The following is a 25,857-nucleotide window of genomic DNA, read 5'->3' as shown; positions in this document are numbered from 1 at the left end:
CCTATCCGCAGCGGGTTGGGCGGGGTTTTTTTACATCTTGGTCTTCATCGTTAAAAAGGTTTCCATTGAGTACTCTTCGCCTCCCTGACGGCAACGATGTAGGAACTTGGAATCGGTGTAACAAAGGTCATTTCCACTGTCATGGGAGGAATGATCGCCACGAAACCTGACTGATCAAGGGTTTCATCACTCATCAAAAATCTGGCATCCAGACGGTTTTTGGGAGTGAATTTGAAAGACGATTTGAGCCCCAGCGTCTGATCATTGATGTCTCGCTCCTTCAAATCCGGAATTTCCATCCGGTACAGGTAGGCTCTTGTGTCACCGTAACCTCCTGAATCTTCATCCATCCCGGTCGATACGTACCCTGGAACGGGGCTTCTAACGTGTTCCTGGGACAACGAGTTAATGCCTTTGGCCAGTACCCCTCGCCTGAACTCATCCTTGATTTCTGGCCCTCTGTTATCCCTGGGAAAAAAACCACCCGCTTTACGGATTGTGTCGGGGGAACGATTGTCCCCCCTCATGGCTATGACATCGCCCGATCCAGTAAGCATCAATTGATGTGAGCCCACAGTCATTGAACTGCCAGCATAGGAAGGAAGCGCTTCATTTGACCTATCCGCCGCTGGCAACGATATGGGAGGCTGTCTTCGAGGCGCGACCACCGCGGCTTTCGAGGGATCAACCGTTAGCCCTGGATTCGGCAGAGGCAGAGCAGCAGGCCGGGGTGGGACCGCCGGTTTGATTGCGACCGGCAGCATAAGAAAGGGCGGTCGTGGAGGAACTACGGGCTTATTGGGAGTAGGTGCGAGACCCTCCATATCAACCAACCCTATCGGATTGTTTCGAACCATGCGGTACAGATTAAGACCATCGATATCCAAGGCAGGATCGGGATTGAGCCAACGCTGCAACCACGAGATGTAGTACCGGAACCCATAGTAATAAAGCCCTGTCGCATCCCGCTCCTTGCCTGAGTAGCGAACGGTTTTGTAATCCCCATCGGTGTCGTTCGGACCGGCAGACCAGGCTGTTGCACCAAAGGGATAATAAGTTTCCGCACTGATGATTCGCGCATCATCGGCGAGTTCCAGTATGCAGGAGTTCATCTGATCAACCAGGCTGTATCGGTACTGATCGTTGGTCACACCAGACGGTGGCTCGGTTTCCCAATGCAACACCCGCACGGTGTTGAGGCCGGCCTGCGCGATGATGACCTGCCGCTGTTCCCCAGTGCCACTGTCGGTTCGCTGTTCCAACCCCGGCATGTAATGCACTTCAACCTCCACGGTCCGGGCATTGGTCTGTAACGAGCGAATTTTACGCACTCGTTGGCCAGCGCCATTGTAGGCGTAGGCCTCACGGTCATTGAGCCTGGTGGCGCGTTCCACCGGGCACACCGATGCCAACTGATTGCGCAGATCCCAGGTCAATAACCGTCCCTGATCCAGCGCCAGCAAATTACCTTTGGCGTCGAATGCGGCGGCGATTTCGTCTTCGGTAGGCGGCACGCCGTTGCGCCAGGGCAGGCAACGGTTGCTGTAGCAGGCGGCTTTCAAATCGCGCCCATGGTTTTGCGCGCCGACGTGGGTCAGCTTCAGCAGATTGCCGCCCGCGTCATAACTGTAGGTCTGCCGGTAGTTGCTGACGGCCGCCGGATCGGTGCGACCAACCGACTCGGGGCCTTGATTGGGACCGCCCGCCTCCCAGCCAAAGGCTTCGATCAACTGGTACAGGCTGTCGTAGCAAAAGCGACTGATCGGGTCGATGCGCTGGTTGGCGAAGTAGCGCACGGGCAGGGCCTTGTCCTCGATGCTCAAGACATTGCCCATCCGGTCATAGTCGTAGATCAGATGCTGCAACATTCGGGCACTGGCATCCTGTGCCCGACGCTCCATCAACAAACCGTCTTCGGGTCGATAGGCCAGCGTCGTCCGCACCCCGTTACCCGCGACCTCCTCTTCGACTTGCCCTTGGGCGCTGTAGCGGATCTCGCTGACCAACGTTTGCCAAATGGATTGATCCTTCAATTGCAGTCGGCTTTCGCGCAATCGGCCATCGACGGTCAGACCGAAAGTCTGACGATTACCCTTGGCATCGGTCTGTTCCAGCACATCACCCAACGGGCCGAAACGCCACCTGGACGTCGCCCCAGTCCCCGGTTCGAGCAGCCGTCGGCGATCATCAATCGATTCCGGCCAATCGGGGGTTACCGGCTCAAGGGTGAAGTGGCGGGTGTTTTCGATGCCTTCACCGCTGATCGCAAACGAGTCGAACAGTACGCTGCCCGCCGGGTCGTCATGGCGAATCAGTTTGCCGTACTGGTTAAGGTCCTGATGACCCTGGCCCGGGTAGCCATAAGCAAAGCGCTCGACACAGCGACGGGGCTCCACGGCGCCCTGTTCGAACACCGCCACGGGCCGCAGCAAATCGTCATATTCGACCTCGCGACGTGTTTGGCGGCTGTCCCAGTCCGACAACACTTCGTCGGCCAGACCGCGCAGGGTGATCTGCGTTCCGGCATCAACGCTGTCCGTGCGCAACGCGTTCCCGGACAGCGAATACACCGTGATCAGATTGGGAGGGGTCAGGGGATCGCCTTCTTGCAGCGCCCATAACCGCGGATCCCACTGTTTGACTGCACGTCCTGCGCCATTGTGAGCAGTGCGATTGATGCGGACCTCAGCGGGCAGGTTTTCGATGGCGCGCCAGTAATCTACCAAGCGAATCGACAGGCCGCGCGGATCGAAGATCCTCAGTGTGGGCGTCTTGTGGTGCATTTCCATCGCCTCTGTCCATCGAATAACAGCCCCGTCGGCCAATGTCTTCTAACGTTTCAAGAACATGGCTGGCTACTGTCAGAAATTACAGTACCGACCAACGGTACAACCCCTTGCTCACCGAATATCCATTCTCGTGCCCCTTCGGTAGGATGTCGGTTATCCGTTCAAGGAGCGTTCAAACATGTTCATCGGCGTCCTGCTGGTCATCACCTGGCTGATCCTGCTGCTGCGCTATCCGGCCAAGGCCGTGCCGGTTTCCGTGGCGGCCGCTGTCGGATTGGGCCTGGTGGCGACGTGGGTATTCTGGCTGGACAACCGCGAAATCAAGCAACTGGCACGCCTTGAGCTGCGCATCACTTACGCACCCGAGCACTGTCCCGCAGACCGGCCGTTGAAGTTGACAATGAAAAACGGCAACGACGTGCCACTGACCGAGTTGCGCTGGCGCATCGCGGCGTATGCGCCGGGCGATACGGTGAACCTGGCCGACAATCAATACGCTGCGCCACGTTATCGCGGCCCCGGTGAATTGCAGGCCGGCGGCAGTTGGGAAGACTGCTTGCCGCTACCGCCCTTGCGCCCCGGCTACCGCCCGCAAACCCTGGAATTTCGCGCTGAACGGTTGCAGGGTAGTTTCTCCGACTGATCCCCCTTTTTCTTTTGCACAAGGACCGCGCCATGCCTGTTGCGTTGATTACCGGTTGCTCCAGCGGCATTGGCCGCGCCCTCGCCGACACCTTCAAAAATGCCGGTTACGAAGTCTGGGCCAGTGCCCGCAAGGCTGAAGACGTGGCAGCCCTCACCGCCGCCGGTTTCACCGCCGTGCAGCTGGACGTTAACGATGGCCCGGCGCTCGAACAGTTGAGCGAACGGATCAATCAGCAGCGTGGCGGCCTCGACGTGCTGATCAACAATGCCGGCTATGGCGCCATGGGGCCGCTGCTCGATGGCGGCGTGCCGGCCATGCAGCGCCAGTTCGAAACCAACGTGTTTGCGATTGTCGGCGTCACTCGCGCGATGTTCCCGGTACTGCGTCGCGCCCGGGGGCTGGTGGTGAACATCGGCAGCGTTTCCGGGGTTCTGGTCACGCCGTTTGCCGGTGCCTACTGCGCCTCGAAAGCCGCCGTGCATGCCTTGAGCGATGCGCTGCGCATGGAGCTGGCGCCGTTCGGCGTGCGGGTCATGGAAGTTCAGCCTGGGGCCATCGCGTCCAGCTTCGCGAAAAATGCCGGCCACGAAGCCGAGCAATTGATCACCGAACAATCCCCGTGGTTTCCACTGCGTGAAGGTATTCGTGCACGGGCCAAGGCCTCTCAAGATAAACCAACGCCGGCCAGTGAATTTGCCGCCGGTTTACTGAAGGCAGTACAGCAGAGCAAAACGCCGCGTCTGGTGCGTTTGGGTAACGGCAGCCGGGCGTTGCCGTTAATGGCGGGGTTATTGCCAAAAGGGTTGCTGGAGTCGGGGTTGATGAAGCGGTTCGGGTTGCGCGGGCAGCTCTGAGACCGCGAAGGCGTCAAAACACACTTTCAGACTTTCAGGAAACAGCATGACCGACTACACCGAATACTTTGACGAAGTGATCCAGGCCCACGTAGCCATCGAGCAATGGTTGGCCGAGGAACGGGACGAGGCCGAGCTTGAGCAATTGCTGACGCGTTTTTCACCGCAGTTTTCCATGGTCTCGCCGTTGGGCCGGGTACTGGATTTCGAGGCGTTGAATGAATTGTTTCTGCTCGCGGGCGGGAAGAAGCTCGGGTTCAGAATTGAGCTCAGCGAGTTGCGAGGTGTCGCGCTGTATGACGGTGGCGCAGTGGTCAGTTACCGCGAGCAACAGACCGATGCGACGGGGCTGCATTCTGATCGGCGGTCCTCGGTGGTGTTTGAGAAACAGGCCGATGGCAAGGTGGTTTGGCGGCATTTGCATGAGACGTTTTGCCAAGGCTGACACGGCCACTTTCTGTGGCGAGGGGGCTTTCCCCCTCGCCACAGGTTATTCGCCAGCCGGGGGGTTCACCACCACCGTACACGTAATCCCCGCCGCCAACAGCACGCCCTGCGGCACTTCATCAATGTGAATCCTTACTGGCACCCGCTGCGCCAGACGCACCCAGTTAAAGGTCGGGTTCACATCAGCGATCAGCTCGCGGCTTTCCGGATTATCGCGGTCGTAGATGCCGCGAGAAATACTTTCCACGTGGCCCTTGAGCACTTCGCCACTCATCAATTGCATGTCGGCTTTATCGCCCACGCGAACATGCGGCAGTTTGGTTTCTTCGAAGAAGCCATAAACCCAGAACGAGTTCATGTCGACCACCGCCATTTTCGCTTCGCCGATGCGCGCATAGTCACCGCGATGGACGTTGAGGTTGGTGACGTAGCCGTCCACCGCCGCCCGTACTTCGGTGCGTTGGAGATTCAGTTCGGCGGCTTCCAGTTGCGCTTGCGCGTTCTGGTAATCGGCCAGGGCCGAGTCGGCGATGTTGGTGGCGTCGTCGCGGTTTTCCCTGGAGATCACCAGGTTGTCGAGGTCGGCGCGGCGATGGGCGTTGACCTTGCGCATCTCCCACGTGGCCTTGCGCGAGGCCACCAGGCTCTGCGCCTGTTTCACCGCGAGACGGTAGTGCTCGGGGTCGATGCGCATCAGCAAGTCGCCTTTCTTCACCAACTGGTTATCACGCACCGGCACCTCCACCACCTCACCGGTCACGTCGGCGGCGACATTGATGATGTCGGCGCGCACCCGGCCGTCACGGGTCCAGGGCGTGTTCATGTAATGCACCCACAAGGTCCGGCCGATCCACAGGGCAAGGGCCAGCACCAGCAGGGTCGCGAGCAGGCTGAAAAGCTTTTTCATCAAGGCCTTCTTCAGTGATAGAGAGTCAACGGTAGACAGTCAGCGCCAAAGCGCCGAACAGACAGGTAAACAGGCTCAGGCGCAGCAGCGCCGGGTGCCAGAAGAAACGGTACAGATCGAACCCGGACAAGAACCGGTCAAGCGCCCAGGCCAGCGCCGCCGCAATGAAAAACATCAGGGTCATGGTCGGCATGTACACGCCGTGGAAGGCGATTTCACGAGGCATGTTCAAGTCCTTGGGGCTTGGCAATGGTGTATGAGGCCAGCGGCGATTGCGGGTCGAGCAACGAGGTGCGGATGAAGTGCAGGTAGCTCTTCACCCGGCGCAAGGCAGAGGTATCGAAGTGTGGCGCGAAGGGTTCGTCGGTGGCCTGCACGCGGCCGATCGCGTGGTCGACGGCGACCAGCGCCCGCTCCAGATTGCTCTGGCCCGGTTGCAGAAACAGCCGCACCAGCGAACGCCCCATCGCCCGGATGGACTGGCGCCACGGCTGGGATTCGGCATACGCCGGGTGCACCGGCAAAATCGCTTGCTCCTTGCGCAACTCGATGATCGCGTGGCCGACTTCCAGCACCACCAACATCCAGCGCAGCAAGTCCCGTTGCACCTGAGGCTGCCCCGCTGCAAGACCATAAGCCTGATGCAACAAGTCCCGCGTACGGCTTTCGAAACTCGACGCCAGGCCTTTGAGTTTGCCGCTGATGGCGTACACCACTTGCCCGCGCAAGTCCTGCTCCAGCCGTCGCCACAGCCAGCGGCTGTTGGGCGGAAGAATGATTGCCCCGGCCGCCGCGCACACCAGCATGCCCATCACCATGGCGATGTAGTCGTTGATGAAGGCGTAAGGGTTGTAGACCGTAAGGTTGTCCGGCACCGAACCGGTGCTGAAAAAGATCAGCAAACCGAGACCGACACCGGCGTATTGCGGACGCGACGTAAGGAACGACCCGAGCACAATCACCGGCGCGAGCATCACGCAAAGCAATGGAAAACCGTCGATCCAGGGAAAGATGAAAAACATCTCGACGAAGCCGATCAGTGCCCCGAGCAACGTCCCGCAGGCCATCTGAAACGCCATGCGTTTGGGGTTCGGCGTCGCCGCTGACAGGCCCACGGTGGCAGCGGCGATCAGGGTCATGGTCGCCCCGCTAGGCCACGCGGTAGCCACCCAATAACTGCCGAGCACCACAAGGATGAACGCTGCGCGAATCCCCGACGCGGCCGAAGCCAGCCAGTTGGTTTGCGGGGTGAAGGGCTCGTCCCAGCGTTCACGCTCGTGGCTGTGATCGGCCAGGGACGCGTGGGTCTGTGCATAACTGTGCAGGTCGTCGACGAAGCGATAAAGCAGTTCATAGGCAGTGTGAAAATCCAGCTGTTCGGCGTCGCTCGGTTCGCTCTCCTGAAAGCTCGCCCGCAGCTTGCGCACCCGCGCCGGCAAGTTGTCCTTATAGGTCGCCAAGGTGCTGGTCAGACGAGCGGCATCAGGGCTGGTCAACGCACGGCCGCTGAAACCGTCGAGCACTTCGGCCAGGTCCTGCAACCCTGGTTTGATCGCCGCGACAACATGATCGGCGCCGCTGCCGCGCAAGCGCTCGAGCAACTGATGCAGGGCATTGAAGCGTGTGGTGACGCCCATGAACTCGCTGTTTAAACGACTGAGTCGCCCGTTGCGTCGACGCATGTGCGGGTCTTCGAACACCGTGACGCTGCGCAGTCCTTCCAGGCCCACCGCTTCGGCGATGAACCGAACGTTGCTTGCTTCAAACGCTTCGCGCCGACTGCGACCGCGCAAGCCATCAGTGACGAACAACGCAAACACACCGAAGCGCTGATACAACGCATTGCGCATCGCCGCACTGGCGGTTTGCGGCAGGATCGCGGCGCTGACCAGCGTCGAGCAGAGAATCCCCAGAGAGATTTCCAGCACTCGCCAGACCGCAGCCATGAATGCGCCGTCCGGGTGAGCCAGAGCGGGCAGCCCAACCATCGCCGCCGTATAACCGGCGAGCACAAATCCATAGGCGCGAAAGTTGCGACAACGCGCTGCGCCAGCCGTGCACAGGCCGACCCAGATCGCCAGCGAGCCGAGGAACAGTTCGGTGTTCTGCGCGAACAAGGCAATCAGCGCGACCATCACCGCCGACCCGGCCAACGTGCCGAGGAAGCGATAGAAACTCTTGGCGAACACCTGGCCGCTTTGCGGTTGCATGACGATGAACACGGTGATCATCGCGGTGCGCGGTTGCGGCAATTCAAGACGCATGGCCAGCCACAGCGTGAGGAATGCGGCGAACAGCACCTTGAAAATGTAGACCCAGGTCACGCCATCGCTGCGCGCCCAGTCGAAGAAACCCCGGCGCCATTCAAGGGAATACAGCCAGCGCAAAGGTGCGGGCAAGGGAGTCATGAAATTCTGCTCAATGGTCCAGGGTTGTGCGGCGAGAACTCGGCCCCTGTGGGAGCGGGCTTGCTCGCGAAGACGGAGTGTCAGTCAATGTAGATTTCGCCTGACTCACCGCTTTCGCGAGCAAGCCCGCACCCACAGCTCTTGTGCTCAACGTAATAGAACCGGGGTTTTCGGGGGCTGGGTTTTCTCGGCACTCGGGACGTCGTCGCCCGCATCGAGTCCGCCGCCGAGCGCCGTCACCAACTCCGCATGAGCACTCAACCGCGCAGCCTGAACCTGCTGCTGCACTTGCTGTTGCTTGAACAGCAAGGTCTGCGCATTGAGTACGTTGAGGTAATCGGTGAGCCCACGTTGATAGGCGATCATCGCGATGTCGTAAGTCTTCTGCGCCGTGGCCACCGATTCGGCGGCGAACGTTTGCTGCTTGTCCATCGACTCGCGGCGGATCAACTGATCGGAGATGTTCTTCAGCGCATTGACCAGCGTCTGGTTGTATTTGGCCACGGCGATGTCATAACCGGCCGAGGCTTCACCCAGCTCGGAACGCAAACGGCCGCCATCGAAAATCGGCAGCGAGATCGCAGGTCCCACGCTGTAGTTGAGCTTCTTGCCGGTCAGGAATTCCAGCGCCCCGCCGCCGGTGGCCATGTAGCCGAGGCTGCCCACCAGATCGACGTTGGGGTAGAAACCCGCGTGAGCGACATCGATGCCCCGCGCCTGAGCCGCCACTTGCCAACGACTGGCAACCACGTCCGGGCGTTGCCCGAGCAATTGCGCCGGCAACGATGACGGTAACTTCAGCGCCGTCCCCAACGACAGCGTCGGCCGTTGCAACTGCGCGCCCTCCCCCGGTCCCTTACCGGCCAAGGCTGCGAGCTGGTTACGGCTGAGGGCGATTTCTTCGTCCAGCGCATCGAGTTGGCGATGGGTTTCCGGTAGCGGCGTTTCGGCCTGGCTGACTTCGAAATGCGTGCCGATGCCACCGTCCAGACGTTTTTGCGCCAGGTCGAGGATTTGCTGTTGCTGCTTCAAGGTCGCCGCGACGATGTCCCGTTGCGCGTAATGCAATGAGAGCTCGATATAGGCGCGCACGATGTTGTTCTGCAATTCGAGCTGGGCCTGCCGCGCCTCGGCGACGCTCATGTGCGCGATGTCCACCGCTTGCTCGGTGGCGTTGCTTTCGCGACCCCAGAGGTCGAGGGCATAACTGAAGCCCAACGCGGCGTTGTTGTCCCAAGTGGTGGTGTTGGCCAACTCACCGGGGCCGTAGAACTGATCGGTGGGCCAGTTGTGGCGCTTGAGGGTCGACTGGCCATTGATCTGCAGCGACTCGGCGGACTCGGCAACACCCGCTATGGACCGGGCCTGACGCACACGCGCAGCGGCCATGGCCATGTTCGGACTGTCTTGCAGGGCGAGGGAGATCCAGCGGTTCAGTTGCGGGTCGCCATAGGCTTGCCACCATTGAGCGGTGGGCCAGTGAGCGTCCCGGGCGGCGCTCTGGATGGCTTCGTCGGTGGCCAATGAGTTGGCCTCCAGTGCCTTGCCTTGTGGGGCAATACCGCCGGTTCCGATGCAGCCGCTGATTGCCAGGGTTAAAGCCAAAACACTGAGCGTCTTGAGCGCTCTGTTGATGCGACGCGGCACTGCTGCGATTTCCTGAAAATTGGGAGGTGTAGGAGCGAGGCTTGCCCGCGAAGACGGTCTGTCAGGCGATATCAATGGTGACTGTGAGACCGTCTTCGCGGGCAAGCCTCGCTCCTACAAGAACGGGCGCAATTCTAGGGGGCGGTCTGAATGGCGATAAGCCGGGATTCTTGTGATTCTTTGTTACCGTTAACGAGATAATCCCTTGGTCGGGGTCTCAGCCCCTGAAACTTCGTGTCACAATTTGCCATCCGCCAAGAGAGCACCCCATGGACACTTTGCAAAACATGCGCGCCTTCAGTTACGTGGCCGAGGCCGGCAGCTTCACCGCCGCCGCCGTACAACTGGACACCACCACGGCCAACGTCTCGCGCGCGGTCTCCAACCTGGAAGCCCACCTGCAAACCCGCCTGCTCAACCGCACCACCCGGCGCATTGCCCTGACCGAAGCGGGCAAGCGCTATCTGTTGCGCTGCGAGCAGATCCTGGCCTATGTCGAAGAAGCCGAAGCCGAGGCCAGCGACGCCCACGCGCGCCCGGCCGGGCAACTCAAAGTGCACACCATGACCGGCATCGGTCAGCACTTCGTGATCGACGCCATCGCTCGCTACCGCAAGACCCACCCCGACGTGACCTTCGACCTGACCATGGCCAACCGTGTGCCGGACTTGCTCGACGAGGGCTACGACGTGTCCATCGTGCTCGCCAGCGAACTGCCCGACTCGGGCTTCGTCTCCCAGCGTTTGGGCATCACCTACAGCATCGTTTGCGCATCCCCCGCCTATGTAAAAGCCAACGGCTGCGCGCAGAAGCCCAGCGATTTGCTCAATCACATGTGCTTGCGCCTGGTGAGCCCGGTGATCCCGCTGGAAAAGTGGGCCTTCGACGGCCCGGAAGGCCAGGAAATGGTCACCATCAACAGCTCACCGTTCTTGGTGAACTCCGCTGACGCGATGAAGACAGCGATCACCAGTGGCATGGGCGTTGGTGTGTTGCCGGTGTATGCGGCGATTGAAGGGCTGCGCAACGGTACGCTGGTGCGGGTGATGCCCAAGTATCGGTCGCAGGAATTGAATCTGTATGCGATTTACCCCTCGCGGCAGTATCTGGACGCGAAGATCAAGACGTGGGTCGAGTATTTGCGCGGGTCGTTGCCGGAGATTCTGGCGGCGCATCAGGCGGAATTGGCGGCGTATGAATTGAGTGGGAGTTTGGGTGGGGCTCGGGTGGCGAATTGAGGTATGTGGACTGCGGGTTAGCCCAGCAGTCCAGCGTACTTTCCGCAGAGCCAATACGCACAAAGGCCAACAATTGAATAGGCAAACATCAGATTGGGAATGACGACCCAGCGTCGTAGGTGTAAAGGGAAGTGCTTTATCTCATCGATACAATGCGGGTCGCTTCTCAGCAGGAATGCATCATCCTCACGAAGCATGGTCGAGAGATGAGTCAAGCGGTAATGACGCCCGTACAGGCCATCACCCATGACCCGACGGTTGCGACCAACGAAGTAAGAGTCGTTGAGGTGAGATTCGAGTTCTTCGAGTTTAAAAAAACTGATGTACACACGCAGCAGTGAAACAATAAAAACCAGGGCAAGAAAGCCGATCAGAATGGCTGTGTAGAGTAGTTTCAGGTCACTCATCGGGTTTGAAATTGTCGCACGCAAAGATACAAAACCACTCCAAAGCAACAGTAATCCAGCGCTGACGACCGCAATCCGCATCAGTTTTTTTGGAGTTTCAGCCCACTTTTTCAGGCGCTCCGGCAAGATTTCAGCCTCCATAAACGCATACGAGTCCAACATCTGATGTTGATAGAAACTACCCCTTAAAGCGCCAACCAACCTAAGTCTGTTCATCCTTCCAAACGGGCCGTTACCCGCCGTGTTTCGGTTGATACTCACCAGATGAGACGCGTTGAAGTGACTTTCAATTTGGTCGAGTTTGAAATAGGCGGCGTACAGCAGGATTACCTGACTGGTAAAAACCAGTAGAAAAATGATCGCAGTAAGAACAAGCACGATATTTTTAGCGTCACTCATCATCATGCCCCGGAATTAAAAAACTTCATGCTCGCTTATGGCGATACGCCCTCGAAAAAACCTCCACCACAGACTTAACTCAGTAGGCCGGTATATTTTCCCCAGCCCCATAAAGCCACCATAAAAACAATGAAAAACGTTGCGATATGAAATGGAACATTGACCCACAACCTAAGTCCAGCAGGAAATTGTGCTATATCCGAGATCGCCAGCGGGTCAGTTCGCTGCAGGAATGACGTGCTGGCGCAAAGCAATCCGCTGATTCGGCTCAAGCGCATTAATCTGCTAATGGGTCCACTGCCCGTCAAATGATCGTTTTCTAAAACAGCGGAATTCTTAAGAAGTTTTTCAATTTCGTCCAGTTTGAAGAGCGCCACATAAAACATAACGATCAAATTTATAAGCATAAAACCCAATAAAAGTAGGGCGCATGCTCCATACAGCATCTTTTCTTGGCTCATGGAGTTGTTACCTCGTAGATCAATTCTCCACCAGCCTCTCCAAACTTCGCCCCGATATTTCCTCCAACTGATGCTGTGCCCCCGCTGAGAATTAACGCGCAAACAACACCGCCTAAGCCGCGGGTCTTCAAAGCAATACCGGCGCAGTACTTCAAGGTGATTTTTCCCGTCACAACTCCTGCGGTAACACCGCCAATTACGTTACCAGACAGCTTACCGCCCTCGGAAAATTGCACCTGCCTGCAGTCTTCAGCACTTCCTGTACGGCAAACTTCGTTGATACGCATGGTAGCCGCACCTGCTGCAAGCCCTATTCCTACATAGCCTCCCGCCTTCATAAACTTGGCAGCCTTCGCCACACCATCAATGTTAGAGGCGTAGCCGGGTAACTGTGTCGGTGCCCCTGCCTTGTTCCAATGATGAATCGCTCTACGAGTAGAAAGGCCCAAGGCACGCTTGAGCTTGGGATGATCCGGGATACCGGTGCCTTTGCGTACAAGCCCCCCCAGACCAGCATCGAGTTTGGCCATCAACCGCCTGCGCCGGGAAAAAAACTCAGGGGAATGCAAATGTCCGCGTTCACGGAATTGCTGTTGATGCAACCCATCAAGTTCTTTCAGGGTCGTTTTCAGGCTCTCCAGGTGCTGACCGATCATGAACGACGCCACGCCTAACGATCCCGCCGACACCTCCAAAAACGGCTCGATCACTTCATGATGCTCGACTAAAAACGATGCCTCTTCATCACTCAGATCCTTCAATGCTTCGTTCACCTTCTCCGCCGCGATCATCATTTGCGCCTCTTCGCGACGGCACATGTAATGCCGCGAGTCGCTGAAGATCACCATCTGCCCCGGCTTCACCCGCTCGCCGAGATGCCGATTGAGCGAGCGGAATTCCCGGCGCAGCGCATCGTTTGGCGGGTTTTCGTACAACGAGCGCTCAAGGGCTTCGAGAGTCATGGGGCGCTGGATGATGTGGAAGCCGGACTCAGCCGGTTTAGGCAGGGCGAAGGCGTGTTCTTCGACCAAATGTTGTGCGGGTGGTGGCTCAGGTTTGGGCTTGAAGGCATTCCATGAAGCACCGCCATTATCGGGATCGATTCGGGGCTTCACCATGACCCAATCACCGTTGCTAACGGCATTGATGAGTTTTTGCTGGTTGGCGGCCTGCATGTAGTTAGAGCGGTTAGCGCTGACCGCGCTTAGTAGGTCGTCGAAGCCTTGCAGGTCGTAGGGATAGTTCAGGGCCTGGCGCAAGTCGGCGACGGCTTGGTGGCTGTCTAGCACTTGGCCGTGTTGGCTGGTGAGTTGGTTTTGGGGGATGAGTCTGGTCACGCTCGTGTCCCGTTCCTTGGAAACGTGAGACTTTGGCGAGAGGACTCAAGGAGAGAAGCCGGGCGAATCGTTTTTGCGTGTAGGGGAAGTCCGAGTTTTTTGATGGTGATGCTGGAGCTGCCGAAGGCTGCGATTTTTTGATCTTTACGTCATTGATCGCGCCGTAAGATCAAAAGATCGTCCGAACGCGGCCCGAGCCTTCGGCAGCTCCTACAGATGGGGTGATTTTTGAGGGCATTTCCGACAAGTTTTGACGGTTGTTGCGTCGGAAGCGAAGTGGGTAGGCTTTGTGGGTCGCTGCCAAATCAGCGATCAGGTCTGGAAAACCTGGCAAACACTTACTACAGCTCATGGCATACTGCGGCGCTTTTTTTGCACGCAATCCTTGTTATGGCGGCTGTGCGCGGGAGACCTTCGGGTCTGCCGGGTTTTGGTGGGTGTTCCGGTTTTTCCAGTCCGCGCACAGCTGCCACCCTTTCGTCTGGAAAACGAAAGATGGCAGTTCCACTTCATCTGCCAATGAGTAACTTCCGCATGATTAAAGAAACACCGAACCCTCCGGAAACCGACGACGTTTCGCCCTACGAATCTCTCGATTCCAAAAAACTCAACGAAGCCGCCGAACGCGCGCTCGACCACTACCTCAAGCCCACTCCGAAAAAACCAGAAGGCCGCAAGCCAAGCAGGATGTTTCAGGTTGCGCCGGACATGGACAACGAAAGCCTGCTGGCCCATGTCTGCGAATCCCTGGCCTCGGCCAGCGTCATGACCAGCGACATCGCAGCCTATGTAGACGCCCCGCAGCGGCACACGCTCCTGGCGATTCAGCAGGTCATCATGTTGGCCGAGCTGGCAGTGAACCGAGTGCTGGATAACGTCGACGTACCGAAGCCTGCGCCACACAGCTGACCCCCTGTAGGAGCGAGGCTTGCCCGCGAAGGCTTTCCAGCATTCAACATTTACGCCGCCTGACACACCGCTTTCGCGAGCAAGCTCTGCTCCTACAGTTGAACGGGTTCATCTATGGGTGATTGGCCGGCAGTCAGGCGGCCTTCGCGGGCAAGTCGGATCGCCGCACCGCTCGCTCCCACAATTTTGGATGGCGTACACCCGGGCAATCCGAGCACTCGCATAATGTCCGCGAAGAATGTTAGCTTGCTTGGCAATCTCCACGCCCGACGAGCCCCTCTCCAATGAAAAAAACCGTCCTCGCCTTCAGCCGCATCACCCCGCCCATGATCGAACGCCTGCAACAGGATTTCGATGTGATCGTGCCGAACCCGAAAAACGGCGACATCGCCGCCCAGTTCACCGAAGCCCTACCCCACGCTCACGGCCTGATCGGCGTTGGCCGCAAACTCGGTCGCGCACAACTGGAAAACGCCAGCAAACTGGAAGTGGTCTCCAGCGTCTCCGTCGGCTACGACAACTACGACCTCGCCTACTTCAACGAACGCGGGATCATGCTCACCAACACCCCCGACGTACTCACCGAAAGCACCGCTGATCTGGCCTTCGCCCTGCTGATGAGCAGCGCCCGCCGCGTCGCCGAGCTGGACGCCTGGACCAAGGCTGGCCAATGGCAAGCCACCGTCGGCGCACCGTTGTTCGGCAGCGATGTGCATGGCAAAACCTTAGGCATCGTCGGCATGGGCAACATCGGCGCGGCCATCGCCCGCCGAGGTCGACTGGGTTTCAACATGCCGATCATCTACAGCGGCAACAGTCGCAAGACCGCACTGGAACAGGAACTCGGCGCACAGTTTCGTAGCCTCGATCAGTTGCTGGCCGAAGCCGATTTCGTTTGCCTGGTGGTGCCGCTCAGCGACAAGACCCGTCACTTGATCAGTCACCGCGAACTGGCGTTGATGAAACCGAGCGCCATTCTGGTGAACATCGCCCGCGGCCCGGTGGTGGACGAACCGGCGCTGATCGAAGCGCTGCAAAACAACCGGATTCGTGGCGCCGGGCTGGATGTTTACGAAAAAGAACCACTGACCGAATCACCGCTGTTCCAACTGAAAAACGCCGTGACCTTGCCGCACATCGGCTCGGCCACGCACGAAACCCGTGACGCCATGGCCAACCGTGCGTTAGCCAACTTGCGCAGTGCTTTGTTGGGTGAGCGACCGCAGGATCTGGTGAACCCACAAGTGTGGAAAGGCTGATCAAAACGGGCAGGTATTTTAAACGCCTGCCCTTTCGATACACAACTTGCAATTCAGTCTGCCGCCGAAAAACAGATACACACTATAGACTCTCCACTACTTAGCTGCTTACGGAGCCTACTTATGGAGAACCCTCATGTTGAACCACCTGACAACCGACCAGATCATCAGATACAGCAAAGTAATATTGATGGCGTATATCAGTTTTTTTGGTCTGCTGGTGATGTATAGCAACTTCACTGACTATGCAACTAACTACGAATATGTCGCTCACGTCCTAAGCATGGACACGGCTCAAAACAACGAAAAAAACAGCTATCGGGCAATCACCTCCCCCCTGTTTCACCACCGTATTTACTGGCTTATCATTACCCTCGAAGTGACGTATACCGTTTATTGCCTAATGGGTACTTATCAGCTTTTCCGGAACATTCACGCCTCAGCCAAAAAGTTTCACGAGGCTAAAAAATTCTCCATTATCGGCTTATTGATCGGTTTATTTATTTATTACGTCTGCCTGCAAGTCGTTGGTGTCGAATGGTTCAACATGGACAAATCACAAACATGGAACGCCAAAGACTGGGCTCGGCATATTGTTGATTTTATGTTGCCACTATTAATGTATGTGACGCTGAAGATCGAGCGCTGAGTCCGCCCGCGTTCGACCATTGTTCAGCTCAAGCCAACTTACCGCTCCCCTGCACCATCGGTGCCTTGGGCTTACGAAACACCAGCACGTTGCCCAACATCACCAGCACCAACCCGATCAACGCCGGCGACGTCCATTGATAACCCTCGGCATACGCGGACACATTCAGCGCGACCACGGGGAACAACACGGTGCAATACGCCGCCCGCTCCGGCCCCATGCGCCCGACCAGCGTCAGGTAGGCGGTGAAGCCGATCACCGAGCCCGGAATCACCAGGTACAGCAACGAGCCGATGTATCGGGCGTTCCATTCCATGTCGAACGGGATACCTTTGACCAGGCACCACACCGACAACATCGCTGCGCCATAAGCCATGCCCCAGGCATTGGTGGTCAGGGGTTTCAGGCCGGCCCTCTGCTGCAGACTCGACAGCATGTTGCCCGCAGAGAAGCACAAGGTTCCGAGCAACGCCAGAGCCAACCCGAGCAAGGTTTCCGGGCTGGCGGTATGACCGGCCAGCTCCGGCCAGAACAACAGACCAAGACCGAGCAAGCCCAACGCGCCGCCCATCAACACGTTGCGGGCGATTTTCTGGCCGAAGAACACCCGCGCATTGAAGGCGTTCCACAACGTGGCGGTGGAAAACACCACGGCGACCAGACCGCTGGGGATCCACTGGCTGGCGGTGAGGAAGCACATGAAATTGATACAGAACAGACACAGCCCCTGCGCCAGGCAAATCAGATGCCCACGACGGTTCATCACTTGCAGACGCCGGCTAAGCAGCAACATCACGAACAGCACCAGCGCGGCGAGGCCGAAGCGATAGACGATCGACACCGGAATCGCCACCACGCCCAATTGCCATTTCAAGGCAATCCAGGTGGTACCCCAGATCAACACGGTCAGCAGGTATAACGAGAGGTTCATGGTGAAGACTCCTGAATAGGCCTTCAGTGTCCGGCGCGACACCCTTTTGCACTTGCATAAACTTGCGTTTTTGTCGGTCGGCAGGCTGGCAGGCCAGCGTCTACGGAGTAGGATGCAAGGCGTTGGAGAGAACCGATCATGGCCGCACTGGAAACGTTGCAAGTCTTTCAAGCCCTCAACCGCTCGCCCAATGCTCGCCTGGAGCACAGCGCCGAGCTCGGTGACGGCATGGCTGCGGCTTTGTGGAGCAACCACCATGACGCCCAGGACTACGAAGCGCCGAGCCATCACACTTTGTCGTGCTACATCGCCGGCGGCACCGGCACCTTTCGCCGCGACCAGCCCGGCACCAAGGGCGGCCCGGACAAGCTGTGCATTCTGCCGGCCGACCATCAGTCAGGCTGGGTGATCAACGGCGACATTCGCCTGGCCCACCTGTATTTCAGCCCCGAACAATTTGCCCTTGGTTGCGTCACGTTGCTGGATCGCGAGCCACGGGAATTGCAGTTGCGCGAGCGCACGTTCCTCGAAGACCCGCAGCAAGTACGGCACTTTCGGCAGTTAATCAGCCTCAACTGGGACGAACCCGGCGAACGCCTGCTCACCAGCAGCCTGGCCCACGAGATGCTCAGCCACGCCTTGCTCAGCCAGGTTGGTGTGCGTCAGGGCTTGCGCCTCAAGGGTGGATTGGCGGCGCATCAGCGGCGGCAACTGGTGGAGTTCATCGACAGTCAGTTGGCGGAGGCGATCAGCCTTGGGCAATTGGCGAGCTTGTGCGCGCTGTCGGAATATCACTTTGCGCGGATGTTTCGTGTGAGCTTCGGCTTGCCACCGCATCAGTATGTGTTGGCGCGGCGTCTGAGCCGCGCGCGGGAGTTGTTGCGCGCATCGTCGCAGCCGTTGGGGGAGATTGCGCTGGCGTGCGGGTTTGCCAGTGCGAGCCATTTCACCAACCGGTTTCGACAGGCGTTGGGTGGGACGCCTGGGGAGTATCGGCAGGCGTTTTTGCGGTAAAACAAAATCAAAAGATCGCAGCCTTCGGCAGCTCCTGCAGGAGCATGCGTAGGCTGCGATCTTTTGCAGGCTGACCCGTTTGGTGGTGGGGCCCCGCTGGATGCTGAAACAAGAACGGGCCTGCATAAGCAGGCCCGTTTTTCTAGGTGGAAAGAAAGTGGAAAGGTAAAAAGTGAATCAGGCCTCAGCCGTTTTGTGCAGCCTGTTCGTTCTCGAGAAACTCGTCTTCCAGCAGCGCATCGGCAGTAGGCCTTTCGAACGGCACCACAGCGGCACGTGGTTTGCCCCGCAGTTTGCCGAACAGATGTTCAAGCGCATGTTCGAGTTTTTCGGCCGCACCGTCGATCGCCAGTTCCAGGTTAGCGGCTTTATGGGTGACAGAAATCGGTTGGTGGCCTTTTGGCCGCGCTTCCAGCTGGCAGCGTATATCGTGGGGACCGGGCTTGTCGCCGTTCTCGTCCCGCAGATGGACCTCGACGCGGGTCAGGTCCTCCTCATAACGTTCGAGCGTGCTCTCAATGGTAGTACGTACCCACTCCTCCAGTCGGATGCTGCTTTGAATATGGTTATCGCTATTGACTTGGATTTGCATAGTTCCATCCCTTATTTCAGCTAGCTCGCGAGAGGCCCTTCGGCTGGCCCTTGGGCTTCATCACCGTGACCTCTTGGTTACACAATCGGTGTGTGCGCGGAACATTTCAACCCCTAAAAAAAGATAAATATTCATACGCAAAAAAAGCCGGACAACGAGCAAAAGCGCTGTTAATGTCGGGAGTTGGGTCGGCCCTGTCTTCAGTCACAAATGGTCACATCTGCCGCGCCCCCCAGCGGATGCAGGTCACGAAAAATCCCCGCCTCTTCCACCAGCCAGTCATGCACCGCGCGCACGCCCGGATGGCTCAGCGCACCCGGCGCGTAGAGCAGCACGTAGCGCTTGTGATTAGGCACCGCTAGGCCAAACGGCACGATCAGCGTGCCCCGTTCCAGCTCATCGTTAAGCAGCGTTCGCCGCGCAATCGCCACGCCCATCCCGGCAATCGCCGCTTCGATGGTCAGGTGATTGCGGTTGAAGGTGTGCCCGCGCCGCACGTCCGCGCCTTCGAAACCGATGGCATTGAGGTAAAACTCCCATTCCGCGTACTCGTAGCTACCGCGCCACGCGGTGATGTCATGCAACAACGGGAAGTGCATCAAGTCTGCCGGGCCGTGCAGCGGCGGCCGCCCTCGCAACAAGCTCGGGGCGCACACCGGAAATATCTGCTCGTCGAGCAAGGCTGTGGATAACAATCCGGGATAGCTGCCGTCATTCAGATCGATCGCCAGGTCGAAATCTCCCTCGTGCAACGGCACGCTGCTGTCCTCCGCCACCAGGCGCAATTGAATGTCCGGAAAACGCTGCTGCAAACGTGGCAAACGCGGAGTCAGCCATTTGCTCAGGAACGAGGGAATCGAACGCACCCGCAAAATCCCGCTGATCATTCCCGCATCCAGTCGTCGCAATTCTGCATCGATACTGCCGTAAGCCTCGTTGACCGTAATGGCCAGGCGCTGGCCTTGCGCACTCAATTCCACTCCACGGGCGCGACGGTGAAACAGGCGAAAACCCAGCCGCTCTTCCAGTTGCCGAATTTGCTGACTGACCGCACCCGGCGTGATGTGCAGTTCTTCGGCACAACGGGTGAACGACAGGTGCCGCGCGGCACAGGAAAACACGTGCAGCCAGACATAAGTCTGGGCGTGCAATTGACGACTCATCGTTTAGTCCTGCTAAAGGCTGTCTTAGGAAGTTTCGTTGGTCACGTAGGACCGAGGTAGGCAGTATCGCCGACATTGCGCTTGGCCTACAAAAATGGCGGCGATTTCTCTTCCATTGCTTGTATAGGCTTTAGCATGGCTATCAGTGTTTTCGATCTCTTCAAAGTCGGCATCGGTCCGTCCAGTTCCCACACCGTTGGCCCGATGCGTGCCGCGGCGACCTTCGCCCAAGCCCTGATCGATCAGGCTTTGCTGGACGACGTACGACGAGTAGAAGTCCGCCTTTATGGCTCGCTGTCGGCCACCGGCGTCGGCCATGCCACCGACCGCGCCTGTGTCATGGGCTTGATGGGGGAATGGCCGGACAGCATCGACCCGACCACCATCGATTCGCGCATCCAGCACCTGCGGGAAACCAGCAAGCTGTCCCTGGCCGGCAAAGCGACCATCGCCTTCAACTGGCAGCACGATCTTCTGCTGCTCGACGAGAGCCTGCCCTACCACCCGAACGCCATGTCCCTGACAGCCTTCGGCGAAACCGGAGAGCTGTTCGAGCAGACGTACTACTCGGTGGGCGGCGGTTTCATCATCGAAGCGGCCGAAGCCGAGTCCGGCGTTGCGCCGGCCAGCGACGTCGTGCTGCCGTACGATTTCTCCAGCGCCGCCGAATTGCTCAAGCTCTGCAAGCTGCACGGTCTACGGGTGTCCGAGCTGATGATGGCCAATGAATTGGCCTGGCGCAGCGAAATCGAAGTCCGTCAGGGCCTGTTGCACATCTGGTCGGTGATGCGCGAGTGCGTCGAGCAAGGCTTGCGTCACGAAGGCATCCTTCCCGGCGGTCTGAATGTTCCGCGCCGCGCCGCGAAATTGCATCGCAGCCTGTTGGAAATCGGCAAACCGAACGTCATCAGCTCCACCCTGTCGGCCATGGAGTGGGTGAACCTGTTCGCCCTCGCCGTGAACGAAGAAAACGCCGCGGGCGGACGGATGGTCACCGCGCCTACAAACGGGGCGGCGGGGATCATCCCGGCGGTGCTGCACTACTACATGAAATTCAACCCGGACGCGTCGGACGATGACGTCGTGGCGTTCTTTTTGGGCGCGGCTGCTGTAGGCATTCTCTGCAAGAAAAACGCCTCGATCTCCGGCGCCGAAGTCGGCTGCCAGGGTGAGGTCGGTTCGGCCTGCGCCATGGCCGCCGCCGGCTTGGCCGACGTGCTCGGCGCCACCCCGGAGCAACTGGAAAACGCCGCTGAAATCGGCCTGGAACACAACCTCGGCCTGACCTGCGATCCGGTCGGCGGTCTGGTGCAAGTGCCGTGCATCGAGCGCAACGCGATTGCCGCGGTGAAGGCGATCAACGCCACGCAAATGGCCCTGCGCGGTGACGGCAAGCACTTCATTTCCCTGGACCGGGTGATCCGCACCATGCGCGATACCGGTGCCGACATGCACGACAAATACAAAGAAACTTCACGGGGCGGCTTGGCTGTCAGCTGGGTGGAATGCTGAGGAGCATCTCCTGACCGTCTGCAATACGTGAGCCCGAGTAAAAACAATAACGAGGCGAAAACGATGACCGAAATACGTACACCTGCTGCCGATAATCCCGCTGTAGACCTCACACGCAATAACGAAATAACCCACAAAGGCTGGAGTAAACACGATACCACCTGGATGCTCGGCCTCTATGGCACAGCAATTGGCGCCGGCACGCTGTTTTTGCCGATCAACGCCGGCGTGGGTGGTTTCTGGCCGCTGCTGATCCTGGCAGTGCTGGCATTTCCGATGACATTCTTTGCTCACCGCGGCCTGACTCGTTTCGTGTTGTCCGGCCGTTCCGGGGACATCACTGAAGTGGTGGAAGAACACTTCGGCATCGGTGCCGGCAAGCTGATCACGCTGCTGTATTTCTTCGCGATTTTCCCGATTCTGCTGGTGTACAGCGTGGCGCTGACCAATACCCTGAGCAGCCTCATGGAGCACCAGTTGCACATGACGCCACCGCCTCGGGCGATCCTGTCACTGGGGCTGATTCTAGGCCTGATGGCCATCGTCCGTTGTGGCCAGGGCGTCATCGTCAAATGCATGAGTGTGCTGGTTTACCCGTTCGTCGCGGCATTGCTGCTGCTGGGCATCAGCCTGATCCCGAACTGGAACGGCGCGTTCTTCGCCACCGCCAGTGAAGGCATGCCGCTGCCGCTGTTCTTCAAGACCTTGTGGCTGGCGATCCCGGTGATGGTGTTCTCGTTCAACCATTCGCCGATCATTTCGGCCTTCGCCGTCGATCAGAAGCAACGTTACGGCAAGCAAGCCGAACGCAAAAGCAGCGGCATTCTGGCGATCGCTCACGCCATGATGGTCGTCACGGTTATGTTCTTTTGCTTCAGCTGCGTGCTGGCGTTGTCCCCGGCTGATTTGGCCGCGGCGAAGGCGCAGAACATTTCGATCCTGTCGTACCTGGCCAACCACTTCCAGACACCGGTCATCGCTTACGCCGCGCCGCTGATTGCGCTGGTGGCAATCACCAAATCCTTCCTGGGCCATTACATCGGCGCCAGCGAAGGCTTTCAGGGCCTGATCGTGAAAAGCCTGCGTGGCCGTGGTCGAGCCGTCTCTGCCAGCTGGCTGAACCGCCTTACTGCACTGTTCATGATCCTCAGTTGCTGGGCCGTGGCGACCTTCAACCCGAGCATCCTGGGCATGATCGAAACCCTCGGCGGGCCGATCATCGCCTGCCTGTTGTTCCTGATGCCGATGTACGCCATTCGCCGCGTGCCGGCCTTGCGCCAGTACTCGGGCCAGGCCTCGAACGTGTTCGTGGTGTTGGTCGGTCTGATTGCACTGTCAGCGATCATCTATTCATTTATGCCCTGAAACGGGCAGGCAAAAAGAAGGCGGGCCAGAGTGCCCGCCGTTTTTTTGCCGTAAACATTGTCCGACAGTTTTTCCGGCATGCCCCTTGCTATCTCCCTTGTGCGGCACGGAAGAAAGCGCATGAACATGGAAGGCCGGTGGTCTGGTATTGCGAACTAATCCCGATCATGGCCGTCAACAACTGCACGTTCAATCAGGCGGTGACGCATTATGGACAACCCTTTTCAGCTCATCACCGATGCTTTTGCAGCGGATTATCAAATCAACCTGAGCATCCAGGGCCTGGACGGCAGCATCATGCTGACCCTCTCCAACGCTGGCCGTGTGGTGGCCAAACGGATGATCAGCGCCGAACAACGCAATGACCCCAAGCGCCTCAAACGCCTGGTACAAAGCATTCAGTTCGGCATCGCCATCGAACAGGGTGAATGTGCCGTGGCCATCCTCGAAGCCATGACCGACGGCGACAACCGTAAGCTGCCGCCGCCACAGGCCAAAGCCCGGCCCCGACCTGAAATCGGGTTTTAGAGCTCGCCCTTCTCCACTTCGGGATGTTCACCGGAACCCGCACCGATCTTGCGCTGCGGGTGTTCGATCTTCACCGAAGGAAATTGCGACGAGGCGTAACGCACCACCAGAATCGAAAACGCCAGCAGCAGAATCCCGCCGCACAGGTAGATGATCCCCAGGTCCGGCGGATTGTGGTGCGAGACGTTGGAGATCAGCAGCCGTGTCAACGCGGTGATCGCCACGTAGATCAGGAAGCGCACTGGCATGTGGTTGGTCTTGAAGTAAATCCCGACCATCGCCCCCAGTTCCAGGTAGATGAACAACAACAGGATGTCATCGATCTTGATGTGCCCCTGTTCCAGCATCCCGAGAAACTCCATGACCGCCGCCCAGGCAGTCACCGCACCGATGGCGAACAGCGCCAGGTAGTGGAAGGTCTCGACGAACAGGTTGCCCAGGGACTCGGCCAGTTGGTGTACGTTCTGCCGCAGGTTCTCGGCCCAGTTTATTTTCACGATGGTTATTCCTTAGCTCGGTTCGAGCGGATGATGCGGGTTGGACGTGACGGTTGTTCTGCATGCAGAAAAAAGGCCAGGGACTGTTGGGTGAGATGATGGCTGCGTGATATGAGGCACGTTGGCGGTGTCTGGACGGGCGCCTTCGCGAGCAAGCCCGCTCCCACAAGGAACAACGCATATCCTGGCGGGTGCGGGCTTGCTCGCGAATGGGGACGACACGGTCCACCTGACAAACCCCGAATCCGGTCTACATTAAAAAGCCACTACCCAAAGCTCAGGGATTCGCTTATCCTTTTCGCTGTATATAGATACAGTAGTCGCAAAGACAACTAAATGTGAAGGCATGTGAGGTGGTGAATGGCCGTCGAAGTGGTATACCGCAGCAGCCGAGATCTGGAGCGCTTGTTCATGGATAAAGCCGAAGCTGACCGTCATGACAAAATGCTCGAACTGGCCGAATTGCTGGCTGAAGTGTTGCAAAAAGCCGTTCCGTCCCTGACCGAGCAGCAAGTGGAAGAAGCCGGGATCTACATGGCGAAGAACCGCGATGTGTTCGCCAAGGCGTTCAAGAGCCAACCGGACGCGCTGTCCGAATTGCTCAACGTGCCGGCTGAAGTCGCTAAACCTGTTGAAGTGGCTGCACCTGTTGAAGTGGAGCAAGCTGAGCCGACCAAGCCAGCCAAAGCCGCCAAGACGCCGAAGTAAGCAATGCCCGAATTGAATAGGCCCTGAGTCCAATGGCTCAGGGCCTTTTTCATGCCCGCAGAAAATCAGGCGTCAGGTTGCTCCAGTGCGTCGACCAACGCCTTGAAAAACCGCGCCGCCTCGCCGCCGGTGACCACGCGGTGATCGAAGGTCAGGGACAGCGGCAGGATCGGATGCACCGCCACCGCCCCCTCGACCGCCACCGGCTCATCGCGGATCGCCCCGGCGGCGAGGATCGCCACTTGCGGCGGCACCACCACCGGGTTGGCGTAGCGACCGAACAAGGTGCCGAAATTCGACAGGGTCAGGGTCGCGCCCATCATCTCCTGGGGCGGAATCGAGCGCGCCTGCACATCGGCGCGCAGGCGCATCACACCTTCTTTCAAATCCGCCGACGTGCGATTGCCGACATCACGCAGCACCGGCACGAACAAGCCGTCCGGCGTATCCACGGCAATGCCCAGATCGAGCCGTTCATGTTGTTTGAGCAATTGGGTTTTGCCATCGAAGGCGCTATTGAGCACTGGCTCCACGGCGCAGGCCGCCGCCATGGCCTTGGCCAGACGAATCAGCGGTTCTCGCGCCTGCCCCCAGCGATGCAGATCGGCATCGCCGAAAATCGTCACCGGCACCACTTCGGCATGGGACCTGGCCATGTTCAGCGCCATGCTGCGCCGTACACCGCGCAGCTTCTCACCGCCGAAACGCTCACGCTCCGCCTGGGCCGCATTTTCCACATCGCTGCGGGTGATCTGGCCGTCCTGGCCGGAGCCGACCAAGGCGCTCAGTTCAACGCCCAGTTGTCGCGCCAATTGACGCACCGCCGGCGTGGCGCGGTTCGCCAGGTATTCGCGGGTCGAAGGTGCGGTGCCGATAAAAAACGCATCTTCCTGATTCGTGCCGCCGCCCTCAAGCCGTCCGACCACGGTGCCCGCGTCCGCTTCGCCTTCGTAACCGAGCAACGGCTCACCCACATGCAGGATGTCGCCCTCGCCGCCGAAGGTTTTCGCCACCACGCCGTCGTAGGGCGCGGGAATGTCCACCAGCGCCTTGGCGGTTTCCACCGACACCAGCAATTGGTCAGCCTTGACGGTATCGCCGACCTTGACGTGCCAGCGGACGATTTCCGCCTCCTGCAAACCTTCGCCCAGATCCGGCAGTTTGAAATATTTCATCGCAACCTCCTCGGC

Annotated in this window: 24 protein-coding genes and 1 pseudogene; 12 read left to right on the top strand and 13 right to left on the bottom strand. The window is 58.7% G+C overall.

Annotated elements, in window-relative coordinates:
* Positions 1-50: 50 nt before the first annotated feature.
* On the bottom strand, positions 51-2,789 hold the full coding sequence (locus AC30D7_RS09895; RefSeq protein ID WP_490133913.1) for an RHS repeat-associated core domain-containing protein: 2,739 nt from the start codon (positions 2,787-2,789) through the stop codon (positions 51-53).
* Between the two features lie 178 nt (positions 2,790-2,967).
* On the opposite strand from AC30D7_RS09895, the gene AC30D7_RS09890 reads away from it, so the two are divergent.
* The 3 genes from AC30D7_RS09890 to AC30D7_RS09880 are packed head-to-tail and all read left to right on the top strand — an operon-like array spanning position 2,968 to position 4,734.
* Positions 2,968-3,432, top strand: coding sequence for a multidrug transporter (locus AC30D7_RS09890; protein WP_490133912.1), 465 nt, complete (start codon positions 2,968-2,970; stop codon positions 3,430-3,432).
* Positions 3,433-3,464: 32 nt separating this feature from the next.
* Positions 3,465-4,289: an SDR family oxidoreductase gene (locus AC30D7_RS09885; protein WP_305410106.1), complete on the top strand. Its 825-nt coding sequence runs from the start codon at positions 3,465-3,467 to the stop codon at positions 4,287-4,289.
* A 46-nt stretch (positions 4,290-4,335) separates the two neighbouring features.
* Complete coding sequence (locus AC30D7_RS09880; protein ID WP_028940322.1) at positions 4,336-4,734, top strand: DUF4440 domain-containing protein; 399 nt, start codon at positions 4,336-4,338, stop codon at positions 4,732-4,734.
* 45 nt (positions 4,735-4,779) lie between these two features.
* Here the strand turns inward: AC30D7_RS09880 and AC30D7_RS09875 are convergent, their stop codons facing one another.
* From AC30D7_RS09875 to AC30D7_RS09860, 4 genes are all read right to left on the bottom strand, one after another.
* Complete coding sequence (locus tag AC30D7_RS09875) at positions 4,780-5,643, bottom strand: efflux RND transporter periplasmic adaptor subunit (RefSeq protein WP_305410107.1); 864 nt, start codon at positions 5,641-5,643, stop codon at positions 4,780-4,782.
* 25 nt (positions 5,644-5,668) lie between these two features.
* Entirely contained in the window at positions 5,669-5,869 is a 201-nt protein-coding gene (locus AC30D7_RS09870) for a DUF1656 domain-containing protein (RefSeq protein ID WP_007896379.1), read from the bottom strand.
* Positions 5,859-8,051 carry an FUSC family protein gene (locus tag AC30D7_RS09865; protein ID WP_490133911.1) on the bottom strand — a complete coding sequence of 731 codons (2,193 nt, stop codon included), beginning with the start codon at positions 8,049-8,051 and terminating at the stop codon, positions 5,859-5,861. The genes AC30D7_RS09870 and AC30D7_RS09865 overlap by 11 nt, the downstream gene beginning before the upstream one ends.
* 147 nt (positions 8,052-8,198) lie before the next feature.
* Entirely contained in the window at positions 8,199-9,698 is a 1,500-nt protein-coding gene (locus tag AC30D7_RS09860; protein ID WP_490133910.1) for an efflux transporter outer membrane subunit, read from the bottom strand.
* A gap of 269 nt (positions 9,699-9,967) precedes the next feature.
* On the opposite strand from AC30D7_RS09860, the gene AC30D7_RS09855 reads away from it, so the two are divergent.
* Positions 9,968-10,936 (top strand): LysR family transcriptional regulator, encoded by a 969-nt coding sequence (locus tag AC30D7_RS09855; protein WP_019581124.1) that lies wholly within the window; start codon positions 9,968-9,970, stop codon positions 10,934-10,936.
* 17 nt (positions 10,937-10,953) lie between these two features.
* Here AC30D7_RS09855 and AC30D7_RS09850 read toward each other — a convergent pair whose 3' ends face one another.
* From AC30D7_RS09850 to AC30D7_RS09840, 3 genes are all read right to left on the bottom strand, one after another.
* The gene (locus tag AC30D7_RS09850) at positions 10,954-11,742 is read right to left on the bottom strand and encodes a hypothetical protein (RefSeq protein ID WP_490133909.1); all 789 of its coding nucleotides are present in this window, start codon (positions 11,740-11,742) and stop codon (positions 10,954-10,956) included.
* Positions 11,743-11,816: 74 nt separating this feature from the next.
* Positions 11,817-12,203, bottom strand: a complete 387-nt coding sequence (locus AC30D7_RS09845) for a hypothetical protein (RefSeq protein WP_490133908.1) — start codon at positions 12,201-12,203, stop codon at positions 11,817-11,819.
* Positions 12,200-13,540 (bottom strand): hypothetical protein, encoded by a 1,341-nt coding sequence (locus AC30D7_RS09840; RefSeq protein ID WP_490133907.1) that lies wholly within the window; start codon positions 13,538-13,540, stop codon positions 12,200-12,202. The genes AC30D7_RS09845 and AC30D7_RS09840 overlap by 4 nt, the downstream gene beginning before the upstream one ends.
* Before the next feature lie 534 nt (positions 13,541-14,074).
* Here AC30D7_RS09840 and AC30D7_RS09835 point away from each other — a divergent pair.
* From AC30D7_RS09835 to AC30D7_RS09825, 3 genes are all read left to right on the top strand, one after another.
* Positions 14,075-14,449: a DUF6124 family protein gene (locus AC30D7_RS09835; RefSeq protein WP_111454322.1), complete on the top strand. Its 375-nt coding sequence runs from the start codon at positions 14,075-14,077 to the stop codon at positions 14,447-14,449.
* Positions 14,450-14,733: 284 nt separating this feature from the next.
* On the top strand, positions 14,734-15,708 hold the full coding sequence (locus AC30D7_RS09830) for a 2-hydroxyacid dehydrogenase (RefSeq protein WP_490133906.1): 975 nt from the start codon (positions 14,734-14,736) through the stop codon (positions 15,706-15,708).
* A gap of 139 nt (positions 15,709-15,847) precedes the next feature.
* Complete coding sequence (locus tag AC30D7_RS09825; RefSeq protein ID WP_490133969.1) at positions 15,848-16,357, top strand: DUF2165 family protein; 510 nt, start codon at positions 15,848-15,850, stop codon at positions 16,355-16,357.
* A 28-nt stretch (positions 16,358-16,385) separates the two neighbouring features.
* On the opposite strand, the gene AC30D7_RS09820 is transcribed toward AC30D7_RS09825, so the two are convergent.
* Positions 16,386-17,288, bottom strand: coding sequence for a DMT family transporter (locus AC30D7_RS09820; RefSeq protein WP_490133905.1), 903 nt, complete (start codon positions 17,286-17,288; stop codon positions 16,386-16,388).
* Positions 17,289-17,426: 138 nt separating this feature from the next.
* On the opposite strand from AC30D7_RS09820, the gene AC30D7_RS09815 reads away from it, so the two are divergent.
* Complete coding sequence (locus tag AC30D7_RS09815) at positions 17,427-18,302, top strand: helix-turn-helix domain-containing protein (RefSeq protein ID WP_111454323.1); 876 nt, start codon at positions 17,427-17,429, stop codon at positions 18,300-18,302.
* Between the two features lie 184 nt (positions 18,303-18,486).
* Here AC30D7_RS09815 and AC30D7_RS09810 read toward each other — a convergent pair whose 3' ends face one another.
* Positions 18,487-18,894, bottom strand: a complete 408-nt coding sequence (locus AC30D7_RS09810; protein WP_489838477.1) for an HPF/RaiA family ribosome-associated protein — start codon at positions 18,892-18,894, stop codon at positions 18,487-18,489.
* 200 nt (positions 18,895-19,094) lie between these two features.
* A complete protein-coding gene (locus tag AC30D7_RS09805) occupies positions 19,095-20,057 on the bottom strand; it encodes a LysR substrate-binding domain-containing protein (protein WP_018927148.1) in 963 nt (320 codons plus the stop codon).
* 135 nt (positions 20,058-20,192) lie between these two features.
* On the opposite strand from AC30D7_RS09805, the gene AC30D7_RS09800 reads away from it, so the two are divergent.
* The 3 genes from AC30D7_RS09800 (at position 20,193) to AC30D7_RS09790 (ending at position 23,462) form a co-directional block, all read left to right on the top strand.
* Positions 20,193-21,569, top strand: a complete 1,377-nt coding sequence (locus AC30D7_RS09800; protein WP_490133904.1) for an L-serine ammonia-lyase — start codon at positions 20,193-20,195, stop codon at positions 21,567-21,569.
* A gap of 63 nt (positions 21,570-21,632) precedes the next feature.
* Positions 21,633-22,934: a serine/threonine transporter gene (locus tag AC30D7_RS09795; protein WP_490133903.1), complete on the top strand. Its 1,302-nt coding sequence runs from the start codon at positions 21,633-21,635 to the stop codon at positions 22,932-22,934.
* Positions 22,935-23,144: 210 nt separating this feature from the next.
* Positions 23,145-23,462 (top strand): DUF3509 domain-containing protein, encoded by a 318-nt coding sequence (locus AC30D7_RS09790; RefSeq protein WP_019581133.1) that lies wholly within the window; start codon positions 23,145-23,147, stop codon positions 23,460-23,462.
* Here AC30D7_RS09790 and AC30D7_RS09785 read toward each other — a convergent pair.
* The gene (locus AC30D7_RS09785) at positions 23,459-23,959 is read right to left on the bottom strand and encodes a phosphate-starvation-inducible protein PsiE (RefSeq protein WP_460147882.1); all 501 of its coding nucleotides are present in this window, start codon (positions 23,957-23,959) and stop codon (positions 23,459-23,461) included. The two genes, AC30D7_RS09790 and AC30D7_RS09785, sit on opposite strands and share 4 nt — an antisense overlap.
* A gap of 360 nt (positions 23,960-24,319) precedes the next feature.
* Between AC30D7_RS09785 and AC30D7_RS09780 the strand changes: the two are divergent.
* A pseudogene (locus AC30D7_RS09780) lies at positions 24,320-24,559 on the top strand (YebG family protein); the annotation flags it as partial.
* 173 nt (positions 24,560-24,732) lie between these two features.
* Here the strand turns inward: AC30D7_RS09780 and AC30D7_RS09775 are convergent.
* The gene (locus tag AC30D7_RS09775; protein ID WP_490133902.1) at positions 24,733-25,842 is read right to left on the bottom strand and encodes a dihydrolipoamide acetyltransferase family protein; all 1,110 of its coding nucleotides are present in this window, start codon (positions 25,840-25,842) and stop codon (positions 24,733-24,735) included.
* Positions 25,843-25,857 lie beyond the last annotated feature (15 nt).

It is taken from the genome of Pseudomonas sp. DF5 (genome assembly GCF_058148225.1).
The sequence above is the reverse complement of the archived record's forward strand: the minus strand, read 5'-3'. Positions and strand labels throughout refer to the sequence as shown.